This is a genomic window from Haliea sp. (assembly GCF_041395985.1).
In the GTDB taxonomy this organism is placed as follows: Bacteria; Pseudomonadota; Gammaproteobacteria; order Pseudomonadales; family Halieaceae; genus Haliea.
In genome coordinates this window covers 227026-244265 of record NZ_JAWKZJ010000002.1, presented here as the reverse complement: position 1 = coordinate 244265, position 17240 = coordinate 227026, and the positions used below count along the sequence as shown (strand labels likewise).

Sequence of the window (17240 nt, the reverse complement as noted above, 5' to 3'; positions counted from 1 at the left end):
GGCCGCCACAAATACTGACGAACCTGTAGGCAGATCGTATGATCAAGATCAAGCGGGGCATGGATATTCCCATCCAGGGGGCCCCCCAGCAATCGATTGAAGACGCTCCCCCAGCGCGCGCTGTCGCCCTGGTCGGGCCCGACTACGTCGGCATGAAGCCCACCATGGAAGTCGCCGAGGGCGACCGGGTAAAGGCCGGCCAGCTGCTGTTCACCGACAAAAAGACGGCCGGCGTGCGTTATACAGCACCTGCGGGCGGTGTGGTGTCGGCGATCAACCGGGGGGCACGCCGCGTGCTGCAATCCGTGGTCATCGAGGTGGAGGGCGACGCCTCCGAGAGCTTTACCGCCTACAGCGCCGACCAGGTCCGTGGGCTGGGCGGCCCGGCCATTCGTGAACACCTCAACCAGGCAGGGCAGTGGACCGCGCTGCGGACACGTCCCTTCAGCCGGGTCCCGGCGCTGGACGCCGAGGCCGCCGCGATCTTTATCACCGCGATCGACACCCACCCGCTCGCCCCCGATCCGGCGGTGGTGATTGCCGCCGAGGCAGAGGCGTTTGCCCTGGGGCAGGATATTCTGGCGCAGCTGACTGCTGGACCCGTCTACCTGTGTACGGCGCCCGGTGCCAATCTGCCCTCGGGACAGGCGCCGACCATTCAGGTGGCCGAGTTCGCGGGCCCGCATCCGGCAGGTCTGGCGGGCACCCACATCCACTTCCTGGAGGGCGGTGTCACCGCGACCAAAGTGGTGTGGACCATCGGCTACCAGGACGTGATCGCCTTCGGTCGATTGTTTCTTGACGGATCCATCTGCACATCGCGTGTTATCGCACTCAGCGGACCGCAGGTGAACAAACCGCGCCTGTTGCGCACCCGTCTGGGCGCGGACCTGCAGGCGCTGTGTGCCGGAGAGTTGAAAGACGGTGAAAATCGCATCATTTCCGGCTCGGTACTGGGCGGCCGCCGTGTGCAGGCGCCCACGGCCTACCTCGGGCGCTACCACAATCAGGTTTCCGTGCTACTGGAGGGGCGTCAGCGCGCCTTCATGGGATGGCTGTCCCCCGGCGTGGAGAAGCATTCAAACCTCGGGATCTACCTCAGCAGCCTGTTTGGCCTCAAGCCGCTGGCAATGACCACCACAACCAATGGCAGCCAGCGTGCCATGGTGCCGGTGGGCACCTATGAGACGGTGGTTCCCCAGGACTATCTGCCGACGCACCTGCTGCGGGCACTGATCGTCGGCGACACGGAAACCGCGCAGTCACTCGGCTGCCTGGACCTGGATGAAGAAGACCTCGCGCTGTGCACGTATGTGTGCCCCGGCAAATACGAGTACGGTCCCATCTTGCGGGACAACCTGACGCGCATCGAGAAGGAGGGTTAAGCCGTGGGACTGCGTAAGATCCTTGATGGTGTAGAACACCACTTTGAAGAAGGCGGCCGCTTCAAGCAGTGGTATCCGCTGTACGAAGCGATTGACACGATCTTCTATTCGCCGTCCTCGGTAACGCGGAGCACGGCGCATGTGCGCGATGGCGTGGATCTGAAGCGCATCATGATCACCGTCTGGTTCGCAACGTTCCCCGCCATGTTCTACGGCATGTACAACCTGGGCTTCCAGGCCAACGACATTCTTGCGGCCACTGGCGGTCAGGTAGACGGCTGGCGGGGTAGCCTGATCGCTGCGTTCGGTGGCTACGACGCTTCCAGTCTCTGGGATTGCTTCTTCTTCGGCGCCCTCTACTTCCTGCCTATCTATGCCACCACCTTTTTGGTCGGTGGGTTCTGGGAAGTCCTGTTTGCCATGAAACGCGGGCACGAGGTGAACGAAGGCTTCTTCGTCACGTCCATTCTGTTCGCGCTGATCTGCCCCCCGGACGTACCCCTGTGGCAGGTTGCTCTGGGCATCAGCTTCGGTGTGGTGATTGGCAAGGAAGTGTTCGGCGGCACCGGGAAGAACTTCCTCAACCCTGCGTTGACCGGACGGGCCTTCCTGTACTTCGCTTATCCCGCTCAGATGTCCGGTGACGGCGTCTGGACGGCAGTGGACGGCTATACCGGCGCCACACCGCTGTCCATTGTCGCCTCCGACGGCATGGCTGGCCTTGCCCAGGAACAGATCACCTGGATGCAGGCCTTTCTCGGCAATATTCACGGCTCTATCGGCGAAACCTCCACGCTGGCCATTCTGATCGGCGGTGCCGTGCTGATGCTGATGCGCGTTGCGTCGTGGCGTATCGTCGCAGGTGTGTTCATCGGTATGGTGGCCCTGTCTTCACTGTTCAACCTGATCGGGTCCGAAACCAACCCCATGTTCAATATGCCTTTCTACTGGCATCTGGTGGTGGGTGGTTTCGCCTTCGGCATGATGTTCATGGCGACGGATCCGGTGTCTGCGGCCTACACCAATACCGGGAAGTTCGCCTACGGTATCCTGATCGGCGTGATGTGTGTGCTGATCCGGGTGGTGAACCCGGCGTTCCCCGAGGGCATCATGCTGGCGATTCTTTTCGCCAACCTGTTTGCGCCGCTGATGGACCACTTTGTGATCCAGTCGAATATCAAACGGAGGCTTGCCCGTGTCTAAGAATGACGGCATCAGTAAGACCCTGCTGGTTGCCTTTGCGCTCTGTATCGTCTGCTCTGTGGTGGTCTCGACCGCCGCGGTTATGCTCAAGCCGGCACAGGAAGCAAACAAGACCCTGGATCGCAAACGCAATATCCTCGCGGCCGCGGGTATGCTCGATGAGTCGCGTTCTGTTGAGGAGCAGTTCGCGCAGGTGAAGACCCGCGTGGTGGACCTGCGCACAGGGCAGTTCACAGACGCCGTGGACCCGGCCAGCTATGAACAGACCAAGGCGGCGAAGGAGCCCGGGAAGTCCACGGATCTGAGCAAGACGGAAGACATCGCCGGTATCGGCAGCCGTGAGCACTATGCGCTGGTCTATCTCGTGGAAGATGGCGGGGGCGACATCGACAAGCTGATCCTGCCCGTACGCGGCTACGGACTCTGGTCAACCCTGTATGGCTTCATCGCGTTGGAGTCCGATGCCAATACCGTCGCCGGCCTCGGTTTCTATGAGCACGGCGAAACGCCCGGTCTGGGTGGTGAAGTGGATAACCCGCGCTGGAAAGCACAGTGGCCGGGCAAAAAGGTTTACCGCGACGGCGAAGTGGCTCTGTCCCTGGCGAAGGGTAGCGTAGACCCCGGCAGCCCGGACGCGCCCTGGCGCGTGGACGGTTTGTCCGGTGCAACGCTGACGTCACGCGGTGTAACCCAGCTGGTTCACTTCTGGCTTGGTGAGCAGGGCTACGAACCGTTCCTCAATAATCTCAAAGCAGGGGAGGCCTGAGATGTCTTCGGTCAAGGACACCCTCGTTACACCTATTTTCAAGAACAATCCGATTGCGCTGCAGATCCTTGGTATCTGCTCGGCATTGGCGGTCACGTCGTCGCTGCAGGTCACCGTGGTGATGTGTATCGCACTGACGCTGGTGACAGCGTTTTCCAATCTCTTTATCTCCGCGATACGCACCCAGATACCGGGCAGCATCCGCATTATCGTGCAGATGACGATTATCGCTTCACTGGTGATCGTGGTTGACCAGGTGCTGAAGGCCGTCGCCTACGACATCAGCAAACAGCTTTCGGTGTTTGTCGGCCTGATCATAACCAACTGCATCGTCATGGGGCGCGCGGAAGCGTTCGCCATGAAGAATCCGCCGTTGCCCAGTTTCTTCGACGGTATCGGCAATGGCCTTGGCTACAGCACGGTGCTGCTCGCGGTCGCCTTTGTGCGCGAGCTGTTTGGCTCGGGCAAGCTGTTCGGCATGGAGGTGTTGCCGCTGGTCACGGAAGGCGGCTGGTACAACCCCAACGGCCTGTTATTGCTGCCACCCAGCGCGTTCTTCCTGATTGGTGGTTTCATCTGGATACTGCGCAGCGTCGACAAGAAGCAGGTTGAAGAGCCTGACTTCCGCATGGCCAAGCACACAGCTGCCGAGGAGGGTGCGTAATGGAACAGTATCTGAGCCTGTTTATCCGGGCCGTGTTCATCGAGAACATGGCGCTGGCCTTCTTTCTCGGTATGTGTACCTTCCTGGCTATCTCCAAAAAGGTACAGGCGGCAATCGGCCTCGGCATCGCGGTGATCGTCGTGCTCACCATCACGGTGCCGGTGAACAACCTGATCTACAACTACCTGCTGGCGGACGGCGCGCTGGCCTGGGCAGGGCTGCCGGATGTCGACCTCAGCTTCCTCGGGCTGTTGTCCTATATCGGCGTAATCGCGGCCATCGTCCAGATCATGGAGATGTTTCTCGACAAATATGTCCCGGTTCTGTACAACGCGCTCGGCGTCTTCCTGCCATTGATTACAGTAAACTGTGCCATTCTGGGTGCGGCGCTGTTCATGGTGGAGCGCGACTACAGCTTCGGTGAAAGCGTGGTGTTCGGTGCGGGCGCCGGCGTCGGTTGGGCACTCGCCATCGTCGCCCTCGCAGGCATTCGCGAAAAGCTCAAGTACAGTGACGTGCCCGACGGCCTGCAGGGCTTGGGCATCACCTTCATTACGGTGGGTCTGATGTCACTTGGCTTTATGTCTTTCGGTGGTATGAATCTCTAGGCGGAAGTGCTGTTATGAACCTGACGATCATCCTCGGTGTTACCATGTTCACGGCGATCGTGCTCGCCCTGGTCGCCGTCATTCTGAGCGCACGCTCTCGCCTGGTCAGTAGTGGCGAAGTCGCCATTGAGATCAATGGTGAGAAGACCATTCATGTACCCGCCGGTGGCAAGTTGTTGCAAACCCTGTCCGAAAGCGGGTTGTTCCTGCCCTCGGCCTGCGGCGGCGGTGGCACCTGTGCTCAGTGCAAGTGCATCATCACCGAGGGTGGCGGCGCCATGCTGCCCACCGAGGAGAGCCACTTCACCAAGCGTGACGCCCAGGAAGGCTGGCGCCTGAGCTGCCAGACAGCCGTCAAGCAGGACATGAAAATCGAGGTGCCGGAAGAAGTGTTCGGCGTCAAGCAGTGGGAGTGCACGGTAGAGAGCAACCCCAATGTAGCGACCTTCATCAAGGAGTTGACGCTGAAGCTGCCGGAGGGCGAGAACGTCGATTTCCGCGCCGGGGGCTATGTGCAGCTCGAATGCCCGCCGCACGTGGTCAAGTACAAGGACTTTGAGATCGAGGAGGAGTACCGCGGCGACTGGGAGCGCTTCGGTTTCTTCAAGCTGGAATCCCACGTTGACGAGACCACCATCCGTGCCTATTCCATGGCCAACTACCCGGAAGAGCGCGGCGTCGTCAAATTCAACATCCGTATCGCCACTCCGCCTCCGGGCAGCGAAGGTATTCCGCCTGGCGTGATGTCGTCCTGGGTGTTTAACCTGAAGCCGGGCGACAAGGTGAAGGTCTATGGGCCTTTTGGCGAGTTTTTTGCCAAGGATACCGATGCAGAGATGATCTTCATCGGCGGTGGCGCGGGCATGGCGCCCATGCGCTCACATATTTTCGACCAGCTAAAGCGCCTGCAGAGCAAGCGCAAGATTTCCTTCTGGTACGGCGCGCGTTCGCTGCGTGAAATGTTCTACGTCGAGGACTACGACCAGCTCGCTGCAGAGAACGACAACTTTGAGTGGCACGTGGCCCTGTCGGATCCGCAGCCCGAGGACAACTGGGAAGGCCTGACCGGCTTTATCCACAACGTCCTGTACGAGGAATACCTGAAGGACCACCCCGCACCCGAGGACTGCGAGTACTACATGTGCGGTCCGCCAATGATGAATGCCGCGGTAGTGCGCATGCTCACAGACATGGGCGTGGAGCCGGAAAACATTCTGCTGGACGACTTCGGCGGCTGATGCAGCGCCATCGGCACAGTGCAAGCCACTCTTCGGGGTGGCTTTTTTGTAGGGCGGCCGGCGCCATACTGGCGTTGCTGTTGCTGCTGGTTTCCGCGTGTTCGCAGCCGCGTACCGGTGTGGCCCTGTCGGGCGCCACCATGGGCACGACCTGGCACATCACGTATCTACCCTCCAAGGAATCAGCACGCCCCGAACAGCTGCAGGCCGTGCTTGAGGGCCTGCTGGTCGACCTGAACAACAGCATGTCCACCTGGCAGATCGATTCGGAGATCAGCCGCTTCAATCGCAGTCCGGTCGGCGAATGGGTTCCGGTTTCCGAGCACTTTGGGCGGGTCATGGCACAGGCCCTGCACATTGGCGAACTGTCCGGTGGTGCCTACGATGTCACCGTGGGGCCGCTGGTCGAACTCTGGGGTTTCGGACCGGTCCAACCCCGTATGGAATTGCCCAACAAGCGCGCGATCGACGCAGCGCGCGAGCGTGTGGGGCAGCGTCACATTGAGTTCGACAGCGGCCTGCAGCGTCTGCGGCGCCTCCGGGACGTGGAGCTGGACCTGTCCTCGATTGCCAAAGGGTACGCCGTCGATGTGCTGGCCGCTGCCCTCAGCGGACACGGTATCGACAACTTCCTGGTTGAAGTGGGCGGCGAGATGCGCGTCTCGGGAATCAGTCCGCGCGGTGACGCTTGGCGAGTAGCGATAGAACGACCCGAGCCTGGTGCACGGGCTGTCGCGCTGGGGATTGCGCTGGAGGACATTGCGGTCGCGACCTCGGGGGACTACCGGAACTACTTTGAACTGGAGGGCCGGCGCTACTCGCACAGCATAGATCCACGCACGGGGTATCCGGTGGCACACGATCTGGTGTCCGTCACGGTACTGGCAGAGGACTGCATGACGGCGGATGGCTGGGCGACCGCACTTACCGTGCTCGGCGCTGAGGAGGCACTCGCGCTGGCGGAGCAGCATGGCCTCGCCGTGTATTTGATGCGTCGCGATGGGGAGCGTATCGTGCCATCGTATTCCAGCGCCTTTGCGCCGTGGCTGGATCAGAGTACCCTGACAGAATAGCGGCCTGGAGCCGCAAGGATGACTGCAATGACCGAATTTGTTCTCGCCGCAGTGCTGATCGCGGTTGTCATGGGTATTATGGCCGTCGGTGTGCTCATGGGACGTGGGCCCATCAAGGGTTCCTGTGGCGGGATGGGCGCACTCGGCTTCGACACCGCCTGTGATATCTGTGGTGGTGATCCCGGCCGCTGTGAGAAGGAGACGCGTAACACCGGTGACGCCGATGACCGGGATGACACGCGCTTCTATCCGGCGGACCGCTAACGCAGGCCACGCGCAGGTACATTCCACTGGGCTTCCACTACGCCATCTTCGTTGGTCTGCGCTACAGCTTCAGCCGACGGCGCAACCGCTTTGCCAGCGTCATAGCAACAGTGTCCATGCTGGGCATGGTGCTGGGCGTGGCGAGCCTGATTACCGTGCTCTCCATCATGAACGGTTTCGCCGCGGAACTGCGTGATCGCATCCTGGCGCTGGTGCCCCACGGTTTTGTAGTGGCAGCCGAGGGGCGCATCGAGGGCTGGCCGCAGCTGGCCGAAGTGCTTGTCCTGCAGCCCGGCGTTCTCGCCGCTGCGCCGTACCTGACAGACAAGGTGATTTTCTCCGGTCAGGGGACTCTGCGGGGAGCCAGTCTGACCGCTATCGATGTGCAACGCCAGGCCACTGTATCCAGTGTCAATGAAGCGATGCTGACCGGCACCCTGGCCGACCTGCAACAGCCCTTCAGCGTCGTGCTGGGCACGGGTTTGGCACGCGGGCTGGGAGTCGCACCCGGCGATACGCTGGATGTCACGCTACCCAGCCTCACGGTCACGCCGCTGGGCACATTTCCGCGCAGTAAACGCCTGCGTGTGGTCGGGCTGTTCGCGGTCAATGCCCAGCCGGATGGCTACCAGGCCTACGTGTCGCTGGAAACCGGCCAGCGGCTGTTCGGGGCGGGCGCTGGCGTGGACGGTATACAGCTGCGCACCAGCGACCTGATGCAGGCGCCGCGACAGCTGGCCGCACTCCAGCAGTCCCTGGCTCCCGGTTTGCTGGCCCGCGACTGGACACAAACCCAGGGCAGCCTGTTCCGCGCGGTCAAAATGGAGAAAATCATGGTCGGGCTGTTGCTGTTGAGTGTGGTCGCCGTGGCGGCATTCAATATCGTATCCACACTGGTCATGGCAGTGGCTGAAAAACGCGGTGACATTGCGGTGTTACGCACGATGGGGGCCCGCGCCGGCGGCATTATGGCGATTTTCTTTGCCCACGGTCTGGGCCTTGCCTGCACAGGCATTGGCGTCGGCGCCGCCCTGGGCGTGTTACTGGCGAGCCACATTGCCCGGATCACGGCAGCCCTGGAGCGGTGGCTGGGTGTGAAATTGTTTGATCCATCCGTCTATTTTATCAGCGAGTTACCGGCGCGTTTGCAGTGGCAGGACGTCGCAGCGGTGATTGCAGCATCCCTGCTGCTCAGTCTCCTGGCGAGTGTTTACCCCGCGTGGCGGGCCTCGCGTATCGCGCCGGCCGAGGTGTTACGTTATGAATGAATCGTTGGTGCTGCGTTGCGAGCAGTTGGGCCGTGTGTACCGGGATGGCACTCGCGAGGTGCAGGTGCTCAGCCAGGTAGAACTGGCGCTGCGTGACGGGGAGAAGGTCGCCATTGTGGGCGCTTCGGGCTCCGGAAAATCGACGCTGCTCAATCTGCTCGGTGGCCTGGATACGCCCACGACAGGTCGGGTACTGATTCGCGGTCAGGATCTTGCCGAGCTTGGGGAGCGCGCCCTGTGCCGCTGGCGCAACCAGCACCTGGGTTTTGTCTACCAGTTTCACCACCTGTTGCCGGAGTTCGACGCCAGGGAAAACGTCGCCATGCCATTGTTGATTGGCGGGGCACGGCGACGCAGTGCATGGAAGTCAGCAGAGGCCGTGCTGGAGCAGGTCGGCATGCACCACCGCCTACAGCATCGCCCCGGCGAGTTGTCGGGTGGAGAACGTCAGCGGGTGGCGATTGCCCGGGCCCTGGTCACCCGGCCTGATTGCGTGCTGATGGACGAACCCACGGGTAATCTGGACCCCGAGTCGGCGCAGCAGGTGCTCGCCCTGATTGACTCCCTGAGCGCCGCACGCACCGGCTTCATCGTGGTCACTCACGATCCGTACATCGCGCGGCGCATGGATCGAACGCTGGAGTTGCGGCAGGGTGCCCTGTGGGAACAGACTGATGCGGCTGCGTGACCAGGGACGCATCGCCCTGCGCTACAGCTTTGCGTTTGGGCGCGGTTATCTGTCGACCTTCCTCGCCTCACTCTCGGCGCTGGGCCTCATTCTCGCGATCGCTCTACTGATTGCGGTGCTCTCGGTCATGAACGGTTTTGACAAGGAGATGCGCGAGCGGATCCTGGCGCTGGTGCCACACATCAGCGTCTATGCCACGGAGCCATTGATCGACTGGCAGCCGGTTGCCTCTGCAATACGCGCACGGCCGGAAGTGCAATCGGTGCAACCGTTTGTACAGTTTGACGCCCTGTTCATGCGCGGTCGTGACATTGAAACCGGCATCGGCATCGGGTTGCCCGGCGCGGGGCACGAGGGGCTGCTGGCGGCGCTGGATCGCGATCTGCAGCAGCGCTTCACCGCAGCGCCCTCGGGACTGCTCCTGGGCAGTGGTCTTGCGCATCGGCTGGGCGCAGCACCCGGTGATTCGCTGACCCTGATTGTCCCCGGCGCGGACAGCTCCAATCCGGCAGAGACGCAGTTTGCCGCAGTAACCCTGATTGGCCTGCTGTCAACCGGCACGGAATTGGACGAGTCTGCTGCCGTGGTGCGTTTGGAGCTGGCCTCGGAACTGGCGGGGCTCTCGGGCGGGATAACGGGTCTGCAGGTGCGCGTGATGGATCTGTTCAATGTGCACGGCCTTGGCTGGTCTCTGCTGGCCGATCTGCCGGTGGGTTACTACACCACAAACTGGATGATGACACACGGAAACCTGTATTCCGCCATCCAGCTGTCGCGGGATCTGGTCAGTATTCTGTTGTTCTCCATCATAGGGGTTGCCGCGTTTAACGTGGTTTCCTCACTGGTGCTGGTGGTATTCGACAAGCAGGGCGATATCGCAATTCTTCGCACGCTGGGTGCGTCCGGAGCAGACATCACCGGCATCTTTCTTCTTCAGGGTGCCATGATCGGCATTATCGGCGCCTTGCTTGGGAGCCTGTCCGGTGTGCTGTTGAGCCTCGGGATACCCCGTCTGGTAATGGGGCTGGAACAGCTGCTGGGGATGCGTTTTCTCAGTACCGACGTGTACCCGGTGTCATTTCTCCCGGTGGAAATACTGGTGTCGGATGTGGCGTGGGTGTCGCTGGTGGCATTTATACTTTGCGTGTTGGCCGCGCTGTATCCGGCGCGGCGCGCTGCACGCCTTGCGCCGGCGCAGATTCTGCATCAGGAACGCGTTTAGACGTCTGCACCCGGCTGTGCCGACGGGCCTGGCGTTTGCGCCAGTGATGGCCGACCCGCCAGCGCCACAGGAGGTTGACCGCCGTATAACCCAGTGAGCCAAACAGCAGGCCGCAGAGCAGGCTGCCCACGAGCAGGGGCTTCCAGATCATCTCAATGCGATCTGTTATCCAGCCAAGGCTGAGCTCAAACTCCAGGACATGCACCGGCGCATCAATCAGCAGTGCGCCTACCCGGTAGGAGAGGTAGAACATCGCTGGCATGGTTACCGGGTTGGTGATCCACACCAAAGCCACCGACATGGGCAGATTGCAACGCAGTAACACCGCCAGTATGGCGGCCACCAGCATCTGCCCGGGTATCGGCAGAAACGCGACGAAGACCCCGACAAAAAAGGCCATGGACGCAGAGAAACGATTGATGTGCCACAGATTGGGTTGGTAAATCCAGTCACCCAGCACGCGCAGGCTGTCAATATTGCGGATGCGGCTGGGCGTGGGTAACCACTGTTTCAGGGTTTTTCGTGGCATGTGCAGTCTGGTTGATTTTGGTGTGTATAAAGGGGGCTACGACGTGTTTCAGTGCGCACTGGTAACCACCAGGTCCATCCGGCGCATATTATGGCGGCAAAACCCGCGGCAAACCACCGATGCCTGCGCTGCTGACGGCGTTTCTTGTCGGGGTGATGCTCTGTTCCCTGGCCTCGCAATTGGGACCAGCCTGGCTGCCGCCCCTGTTCGCGATCCTCGCTGTGGCTGCCTGGCACCGACGCAGCCGTATCCACAGGTTGTGTGCCGCACTGCTGATGGGCCTTGCGGTGGGCGCCAGCCACGCCCACGCTTGGCAGGCAGAACAGCTCCCGGTTGCCTGCGAGCGCCTGCCGCTGTGGGTAGAAGGTCGTGTCTCGGGCTTGCCGCATAGGTACGTGGAGGCAGAGGGGCGCCAATGGCAACGCTTCCATCTGGAGCTGGAGCAGCCGCTGGGCAACGGCTGTTCTGGCCCGCAACAGCTGCTATTAACGGAAGGCAGCGGCCTCACGCTGTTTCCGGGGGAACGCTGGCGTTTCCGGGTTCGGTTACGCCTGCCATGGGGTCTGGAGAACCCCGGCGCGAGTAACCGCCAGCGCTGGCTCGCAGAAGCCGGCATTGACGCGGTGGGCAGCGTCAGCAGCACCGCGCCGGCGCAACGCCTGGAGGCGGGTGGCTGGTCCACCGCGCACCAGCGTCTGCGACAGCATCTCAGTGAAAGGATCAGCCGTTCGCAGGGCGCCAGCCCAGCCTCGCAGATACTCGCGGCGTTGGCCGTCGGCGATCGCAGCGCGCTGGACCCCGGGCTCTGGCGGATATTCCAGCAATTCGGCGTCGGCCACCTGCTGGTGATCTCAGGGCTGCATGTCGGGATGGTCGCCGCCTGTGGCCTGTTGCTGGGCAGCGTTTTTGCCCGTCTCCTGCTCGTGTTCGGTATCTCCCGGTGGAATCATCTGGCGGCGCCGCTGGCGGCACTGATGCTCGCTACCGTGTACACCGCATTGGCAGGATTTTCACTGGCGACATCACGAGCGTGGCTGATGCTGGTCACGCTGCTTTGTGCGCGCCTGTGTGGCCGTCCCGCGCTGACCTGGCACAACCTGTTGCTCGCCGCAGTGGCGCTGGTGGCCCTGAATCCATTGGTCGTGCTGGGCGCGGGTTTCTGGCTTTCGTTTTCCGCAGTGGCGTGCCTGCTCTGGTTCAGTGCCTGGCGGCGCAGGGGGGGTGGCTGGTGGCTTGCCCATGGCTTCATGGCCGTTGCCATGCTGCCTGTCAGCGGCGCATGGTTTGGCGGCGCGAGCCTGGTTGCTGCCATCAGCAACGCCCTGCTGGTGCCGATGGTCGGGACGTTCGTGGTGCCTCTGGTACTTGCCGGAACACTTGCTGCTTTGCTGGGGAGTGGCCTCGCCGACCTGCTCTGGAGCCTCGCCGCGTGGCCGTTTGAGCAGCTGCTTCCAGTGGCGACAGCGGTGGCGGCGCGTTATCCGGCAGGCGTATACCGGATGCTTGCGTCGACACCACTTGCCTTGTATCTGGCCGCTGCGGCACCAGCGCTGGCCTGCCTACCGCTGCGCTGGCCGCGCAAGGCATTGCTGCTCATACTGCCGCTGCCTCTACTGCTACCCTTTGCCAACCACCGGGTTGCCAGTCCGCAGGCGGTGCATGTGATGGTGCTGGATGTCGGGCAGGGGACGTCAGTGCTGCTGTACGACCGGGAACACGCACTGCTCTACGATACCGGTGGAGGCCCTCCGGGCGGCGTGTCGGTGGCTGAGCGCGCCGTAATCCCGGTACTTCGCCAGCGCGGTATCCGCCATCTTGACACGCTGCTGGTCAGCCACGGCGACCACGATCACAGTGCCGGACTTGCTATTCTGCAGGCAGAGCTGTCACCTGCCGGTCTTCTGGTTGGCGCCGACCTGTCCGACATCAGGGGCGCCCAACCCTGTCGCGCGGGGCAGGCCTGGCAATGGCGCGAGGACGTGCGCTTTCAACTTCTGGCACCGGCGCCCGGCGAGCACCTCAGTCGCAACGATGGCTCCTGCGTGCTGCGTGTCGTGCTGCCCGGTACCGAACTTCTGCTACCGGGTGATATCAGCGCGCGCAGGGAGAGAACCCTGGTCCGCTACTGGGGCGAACACCTGCATAGCCACCTTGCGCTGGCGGCGCATCACGGGAGCAAGACCTCGTCGTCCTGGGCCTGGCTTGGGCATGTCCGACCACGGCGGGTGATCTATACCCATGGACGGGCCAATGCTTTTGGTCACCCGGCCACCACCGTGGTGCAGCGACATCAGGCGTTGGACATCGACACGCTGAGTACGGCGCATACGGGGGCGCTTGAGTGGGTGCTGGAGCCCGGTGAACGCCCCGTCCTGCTGCAGCACCGGGCCCTGCAACCGCGCTATTGGAAGCGCTAGTGCGCAGTTTCGCAGGCCTCTGGCCTGTGCGTATAATGCAGGCCACACTGGCAATGGACATCGATTGTGCTGGAACTCGTAACGGCGGGCGGTTGGCTGATGGTGCTTATCCTGCTCTGTTCTATCCTCGCGCTGGCGATCTGCGTTGAGCGCCTGTACACACTGAATCCCAAAAAGATCGCGCCGCCGCACCTGCTCGCTACCGTGTGGAAGCAGCTGAAGGCCGGGGAGCTGGACACCCAGCGTCTGCGCAGCCTGCGGCAGTCTTCCCCGTTGGGGCGCATACTGGCAGCGGGGTTGGCCAATGCCAACCACGGCCGCGAGGTGATGAAGGAGAGTATCCAGGACGCCGCGAGCCACGTCGTACACGACCTGGAACGCTACCTGAATACCCTGGGCACCATTGCGGCGGTCGCACCCCTGCTTGGACTGCTGGGCACCGTGGTCGGCATGATCAAGGTTTTCGCGCAGATCATGGCCCAGGGCACAGGTAATGCCAGTGCCCTGGCCGGCGGTATTTCCGAAGCGCTGATCACCACAGCGGCGGGCCTCGCGGTAGCGATTCCGGCCCTGGTCATGCACCGCTACTTCGTCGGTCGGATTGACGCCATCGTGGTGGGGCTGGAACAGGAGACCATCAAACTGATGGACGCTCTGCACAGTGATGAGCGGCGGGACGAGCGCACTTGAGGTTCCGCCGCCAGCAAGCCGCCGAAGTCGGCGTGAATCTCACGCCGCTGATTGATGTGGTATTTCTCCTGCTCATTTTTTTCATGGTGTCGACAACCTTCACCCGCGAGACCCAGCTTACCCTGGACCTGCCTGAGGCCGCCGGCGAGCCCAGGGCGGTCACGGAGCAGCAGGTGGAGGTCTTGGTGGATGAAGATGGGCGCTACCGCGTGAACGGGCAGCCGTTGGTGGATAACCGCGTGCGGACACTGCAGGCGGCGATCTACAAGGTGTCTGCCGGTGACACGACGCTGCCGCTGGTGATTGCAGCCGATGCACAGGCGGCCCACCAGGATGTGGTGCGCGCCATGGATGCCGCGGGCCAGATGGGCTTTGTACACATGAACATCAGCACTCGAATGCCTGCCGAGGCAGCCGCCAGTGACTGACCAGGATCGACCCAGCGACTGGCAGCTGTATCGGCGCCTGCTCTCCTATGTGTTGCCCTACTGGTATCTGTTTGCGCTCAGTATCGCCGGCTATGTGGTCTATTCCATCGGCAATGTGCTGTTGGCCGACCTCATGCAGTTCCTGCTCGATTCGCTGAATGAGTCAGACAAAGCCGAATCCGGCCTGGTCGCGCGCGCTGCCTATGCGCTGCTGGACGCGGGCGACATGACACGGCTCGAATTTGCCCGCATCGGTGTGCCGATTGCCATGATCGTGCTGGCCTTCACCCGTTCCATGGGGTACTTCGCCGGCAACTACTTCATGAACCACGTAGCCCGCAATCTGATTCACCAGCTGCGCATCGAATTGTTCGACAAGATGCAACTGGCGCCCAGCAGCTATTATGACAACAATAGCCAGGGGGTGCTGATTTCCAAGATCACCTACAACGTGGAGCAGATCACTGGCGCCGCTACGAAGGCACTGAAAGTGGTGGTCGGGGAGGGGCTCACCGTGATAGGCCTCTTGGGGTACCTGTTCTACCTCAACTGGCGTTTAAGCCTGGTGTTTATGCTGGTCGCCCCCTGTATTGCGGTGGTGGTAAGCGTTGTCGGCAAGCATTTCCGGCGCTACAGTCGGCGGATTCAGGATTCCATGGGCGATGTCACCCAGGTGTCCAATGAGAGTATTGGCGGCTACCGGGAGGTGCGCCTGTTCGGGGGGCAGGCGCAGCAGAGCGCACGCTTTGCTGCCGCCAGTGAGTACAACCGCAATCAAAGCCTCAAGTTGGCCTTTGTCGATGCGTTCAGCACCCCGGTGATACAGACCATGCTGTCCATCGCACTGGGCGCACTGGTCTGGTTCGCGCTCAACCCGGAAATCCTCAGCGGCTTCAGCGCAGGTTCCCTGGTCGCTTTTTTGACGGCCGCGGGCCTGCTGGGCAAGCCAATTCGCCAGGTCAGCAGCATTCAGAGCATTATTCAGCGGGGGCTGGCCGCCGCCGAAGACATCTTCGCGCAGCTGGATCTGGATGACGAGCAGGACACGGGAACCTATCGCGTGGACCGCGCCCGGGGCGACATCGTGCTGCGCGACGTCAGCTTCAGCTACCCCGGCACCACGCAGGAGGTCCTCAGCGGACTCAACCTGAGTATCCGGGCGGGGGAGGCGGTGGCACTCGTTGGTCGCTCGGGCAGCGGCAAGAGCACGCTGATCCAGCTGCTTGCACGTTTTTACCCGCTGCAGAACGGCGACATCACGCTGGACGGGGTCTCCATCGCGGATTACGAATTGGCGAACCTGCGCCGCCAGCTGGCGATGGTGTCTCAGGACGTCACCCTGTTCCAGGACAGCGTAATCAACAACGTCGCCTACGGCGACCTGTCGGGGGCCAGCCGGGAGGATGTGATCGCGGCCTGCCAGTCGGCCCACGCGATGGAGTTTATCGAGCGGCTCCCCGATGGACTGGATACCGAACTGGGTGACGATGGCGGTGGGCTGAGCGGTGGCCAGCGCCAGCGGCTGGCGATTGCCCGCGCCATCCTCAAGGATGCGCCTGTGCTCATCCTGGACGAGGCGACATCGGCTTTGGATAATGAATCGGAGCACCGTATTCAACGGGCTCTGGATACCATCATGCGCAACCGCACCAGTATCGTTATCGCGCACCGCCTGTCTACGGTAGAACGGGCTGATCGTATCGTGGTCATGGATGCGGGACGTATTGTCGCCGCAGGCAGTCACGAGGAGTTGCTGGCCCAGGGCGGTCTGTACGCACAGCTGTATCATCAGGAGTTCAGTGACTAGCCGAGGGATCGAAGCGGCCCTGCTGCGAGGCTGGTACGAAGGCGCGTGCTGGACCTGGCTGTTGCGGCCGCTGGAAGCGGTCTACCGCGCTGTGGCGGCGCTGCGGCGGCTGCTTTATCGCCTGGGGGTGTGCAAGGCCTACCGGGCCCCAGTCCCGGTGGTGATCGTCGGCAATATTACCCTGGGCGGCACCGGCAAAACCCCGGTGATCGTCGCGCTGGTCGAGGCGCTGCAAGCGCGCGGCCTGCGACCGGGCGTGGTCAGCCGCGGCTACGGCGCCAACGGGTCCGGCAGCTTCCCGCATACCGTCTCTGCGACCAGCAGCGCGGCCGATTGCGGCGACGAACCGCTGCTGATTTTCCAGCGCACCGGCGCACCCTGTGTTGTCGATCCGGATCGGCCCGCGGCGGTGCGCAGCCTGTTGGCGCAGCACCCTGTGGATATCGTGCTCTGCGATGACGGCCTACAGCATTACGCTCTTGCGCGGGACTTCGAGATCGCCGTGCTGGATGCAGAGCGCGGCTTGGGCAACGGTTTCTGTTTGCCGGCAGGACCCCTGCGCGAACCGCCGTCTCGCCTCAAGACAGTGGATGCGCTGCTGTGGCGCGGGGGCACAGCGGTAGAGACAGGCTTAACCCTGGACGTTGACGGTGTGTTTGCGCTGCGGCCCATGCCGGGGCAAAGCCCTCCCGGAGCGGGTGCGCGGGTGCACGCGGTCGCCGGCATCGGACAGCCGCAGCAATTTCAGGCGACGCTCACGGCGATGGGCTATCGCGTCATTGCACACAATTTTCCGGATCACCACCGGTTCAGTGCCAGAGATATCACTGTACTGGACGATGCGCCGGTTATCATGACGGAGAAGGACGCGGTAAAATGTCGGGCGTTCGCAGGCGTAAATCACTGGTATCTGAAAATCAGTGCGCGCTTGCCCGAGACCGTCGTCGACCGTATTGCCGCACTGGCTACCCGGACGCCTTGAGCCTGTAG

The 17240-nt window shown here is 62.3% G+C and carries 17 protein-coding genes; 16 read left to right on the top strand and 1 reads right to left on the bottom strand.

Annotated elements, in window-relative coordinates; all coding sequences use genetic code 11:
- Positions 1-38 precede the first annotated feature (38 nt).
- From R3E49_RS04695 to R3E49_RS04645, 11 genes are all read left to right on the top strand, one after another.
- On the top strand, positions 39-1385 hold the full coding sequence (locus R3E49_RS04695) for a Na(+)-translocating NADH-quinone reductase subunit A (protein ID WP_371293987.1): 1347 nt from the start codon (positions 39-41) through the stop codon (positions 1383-1385).
- A 3-nt stretch (positions 1386-1388) separates the two neighbouring features.
- Positions 1389-2588 carry an NADH:ubiquinone reductase (Na(+)-transporting) subunit B gene (locus R3E49_RS04690; RefSeq protein WP_371293986.1) on the top strand — a complete coding sequence of 400 codons (1200 nt, stop codon included), beginning with the start codon at positions 1389-1391 and terminating at the stop codon, positions 2586-2588.
- A complete protein-coding gene (locus R3E49_RS04685; RefSeq protein ID WP_371293985.1) occupies positions 2581-3354 on the top strand; it encodes a Na(+)-translocating NADH-quinone reductase subunit C in 774 nt (257 codons plus the stop codon). Before R3E49_RS04690 ends, R3E49_RS04685 begins: the two co-directional genes overlap by 8 nt.
- Before the next feature lies 1 nt (position 3355).
- Positions 3356-4018, top strand: coding sequence for an NADH:ubiquinone reductase (Na(+)-transporting) subunit D (locus R3E49_RS04680; protein WP_371293984.1), 663 nt, complete (start codon positions 3356-3358; stop codon positions 4016-4018).
- Entirely contained in the window at positions 4018-4626 is a 609-nt protein-coding gene (gene nqrE, locus R3E49_RS04675; protein WP_290739271.1) for an NADH:ubiquinone reductase (Na(+)-transporting) subunit E, read from the top strand. Before R3E49_RS04680 ends, nqrE begins: the two co-directional genes overlap by 1 nt.
- A gap of 14 nt (positions 4627-4640) precedes the next feature.
- Complete coding sequence (gene nqrF / locus R3E49_RS04670; protein ID WP_290739274.1) at positions 4641-5864, top strand: NADH:ubiquinone reductase (Na(+)-transporting) subunit F; 1224 nt, start codon at positions 4641-4643, stop codon at positions 5862-5864.
- 80 nt (positions 5865-5944) lie between these two features.
- Positions 5945-6937, top strand: coding sequence for an FAD:protein FMN transferase (locus R3E49_RS04665; protein WP_371293983.1), 993 nt, complete (start codon positions 5945-5947; stop codon positions 6935-6937).
- Positions 6938-6964: 27 nt separating this feature from the next.
- Entirely contained in the window at positions 6965-7201 is a 237-nt protein-coding gene (gene nqrM / locus R3E49_RS04660) for a (Na+)-NQR maturation NqrM (RefSeq protein WP_371293982.1), read from the top strand.
- A 20-nt stretch (positions 7202-7221) separates the two neighbouring features.
- Positions 7222-8469 carry a lipoprotein-releasing ABC transporter permease subunit gene (locus R3E49_RS04655; protein ID WP_371294293.1) on the top strand — a complete coding sequence of 416 codons (1248 nt, stop codon included), beginning with the start codon at positions 7222-7224 and terminating at the stop codon, positions 8467-8469.
- Complete coding sequence (locus R3E49_RS04650; protein ID WP_371293981.1) at positions 8462-9157, top strand: ABC transporter ATP-binding protein; 696 nt, start codon at positions 8462-8464, stop codon at positions 9155-9157. The genes R3E49_RS04655 and R3E49_RS04650 overlap by 8 nt, the downstream gene beginning before the upstream one ends.
- The gene (locus R3E49_RS04645) at positions 9144-10379 is read left to right on the top strand and encodes an FtsX-like permease family protein (RefSeq protein WP_371293980.1); all 1236 of its coding nucleotides are present in this window, start codon (positions 9144-9146) and stop codon (positions 10377-10379) included. Before R3E49_RS04650 ends, R3E49_RS04645 begins: the two co-directional genes overlap by 14 nt.
- Here R3E49_RS04645 and R3E49_RS04640 read toward each other — a convergent pair.
- Positions 10291-10908: a DUF2062 domain-containing protein gene (locus R3E49_RS04640; protein ID WP_371293979.1), complete on the bottom strand. Its 618-nt coding sequence runs from the start codon at positions 10906-10908 to the stop codon at positions 10291-10293. The two genes, R3E49_RS04645 and R3E49_RS04640, sit on opposite strands and share 89 nt — an antisense overlap.
- Before the next feature lie 119 nt (positions 10909-11027).
- On the opposite strand from R3E49_RS04640, the gene R3E49_RS04635 reads away from it, so the two are divergent.
- The 5 genes from R3E49_RS04635 (at position 11028) to lpxK (ending at position 17232) form a co-directional block, all read left to right on the top strand.
- The gene (locus tag R3E49_RS04635; protein WP_371293978.1) at positions 11028-13325 is read left to right on the top strand and encodes a DNA internalization-related competence protein ComEC/Rec2; all 2298 of its coding nucleotides are present in this window, start codon (positions 11028-11030) and stop codon (positions 13323-13325) included.
- 66 nt (positions 13326-13391) lie between these two features.
- Positions 13392-14015, top strand: a complete 624-nt coding sequence (locus R3E49_RS04630) for a MotA/TolQ/ExbB proton channel family protein (protein WP_371293977.1) — start codon at positions 13392-13394, stop codon at positions 14013-14015.
- A complete protein-coding gene (locus R3E49_RS04625; RefSeq protein WP_371293976.1) occupies positions 14012-14443 on the top strand; it encodes an ExbD/TolR family protein in 432 nt (143 codons plus the stop codon). The genes R3E49_RS04630 and R3E49_RS04625 overlap by 4 nt, the downstream gene beginning before the upstream one ends.
- Positions 14436-16250 (top strand): lipid A export permease/ATP-binding protein MsbA, encoded by a 1815-nt coding sequence (msbA, locus tag R3E49_RS04620; protein ID WP_371293975.1) that lies wholly within the window; start codon positions 14436-14438, stop codon positions 16248-16250. Before R3E49_RS04625 ends, msbA begins: the two co-directional genes overlap by 8 nt.
- Positions 16243-17232, top strand: coding sequence for a tetraacyldisaccharide 4'-kinase (lpxK, locus tag R3E49_RS04615; protein WP_371293974.1), 990 nt, complete (start codon positions 16243-16245; stop codon positions 17230-17232). Before msbA ends, lpxK begins: the two co-directional genes overlap by 8 nt.
- Positions 17233-17240 lie beyond the last annotated feature (8 nt).

What these genes read in the sequence shown, in the direction of transcription:
- R3E49_RS04645 (WP_371293980.1), top strand. Translation starts at nt 9,144, where the DNA reads ATGCGGCTGCGTGACCAGGGACGCATCGCCCTGCGCTACAGCTTTGCG.
- nqrM (WP_371293982.1), top strand. Translation starts at nt 6,965, where the DNA reads ATGACCGAATTTGTTCTCGCCGCAGTGCTGATCGCGGTTGTCATGGGT.
- R3E49_RS04640 (WP_371293979.1), bottom strand. Translation starts at nt 10,908, where the DNA reads ATGCCACGAAAAACCCTGAAACAGTGGTTACCCACGCCCAGCCGCATC.
- nqrF (WP_290739274.1), top strand. Translation starts at nt 4,641, where the DNA reads ATGAACCTGACGATCATCCTCGGTGTTACCATGTTCACGGCGATCGTG.
- R3E49_RS04680 (WP_371293984.1), top strand. Translation starts at nt 3,356, where the DNA reads ATGTCTTCGGTCAAGGACACCCTCGTTACACCTATTTTCAAGAACAAT.
- nqrE (WP_290739271.1), top strand. Translation starts at nt 4,018, where the DNA reads ATGGAACAGTATCTGAGCCTGTTTATCCGGGCCGTGTTCATCGAGAAC.
- R3E49_RS04695 (WP_371293987.1), top strand. Translation starts at nt 39, where the DNA reads ATGATCAAGATCAAGCGGGGCATGGATATTCCCATCCAGGGGGCCCCC.
- R3E49_RS04635 (WP_371293978.1), top strand. Translation starts at nt 11,028, where the DNA reads ATGCCTGCGCTGCTGACGGCGTTTCTTGTCGGGGTGATGCTCTGTTCC.
- R3E49_RS04650 (WP_371293981.1), top strand. Translation starts at nt 8,462, where the DNA reads ATGAATGAATCGTTGGTGCTGCGTTGCGAGCAGTTGGGCCGTGTGTAC.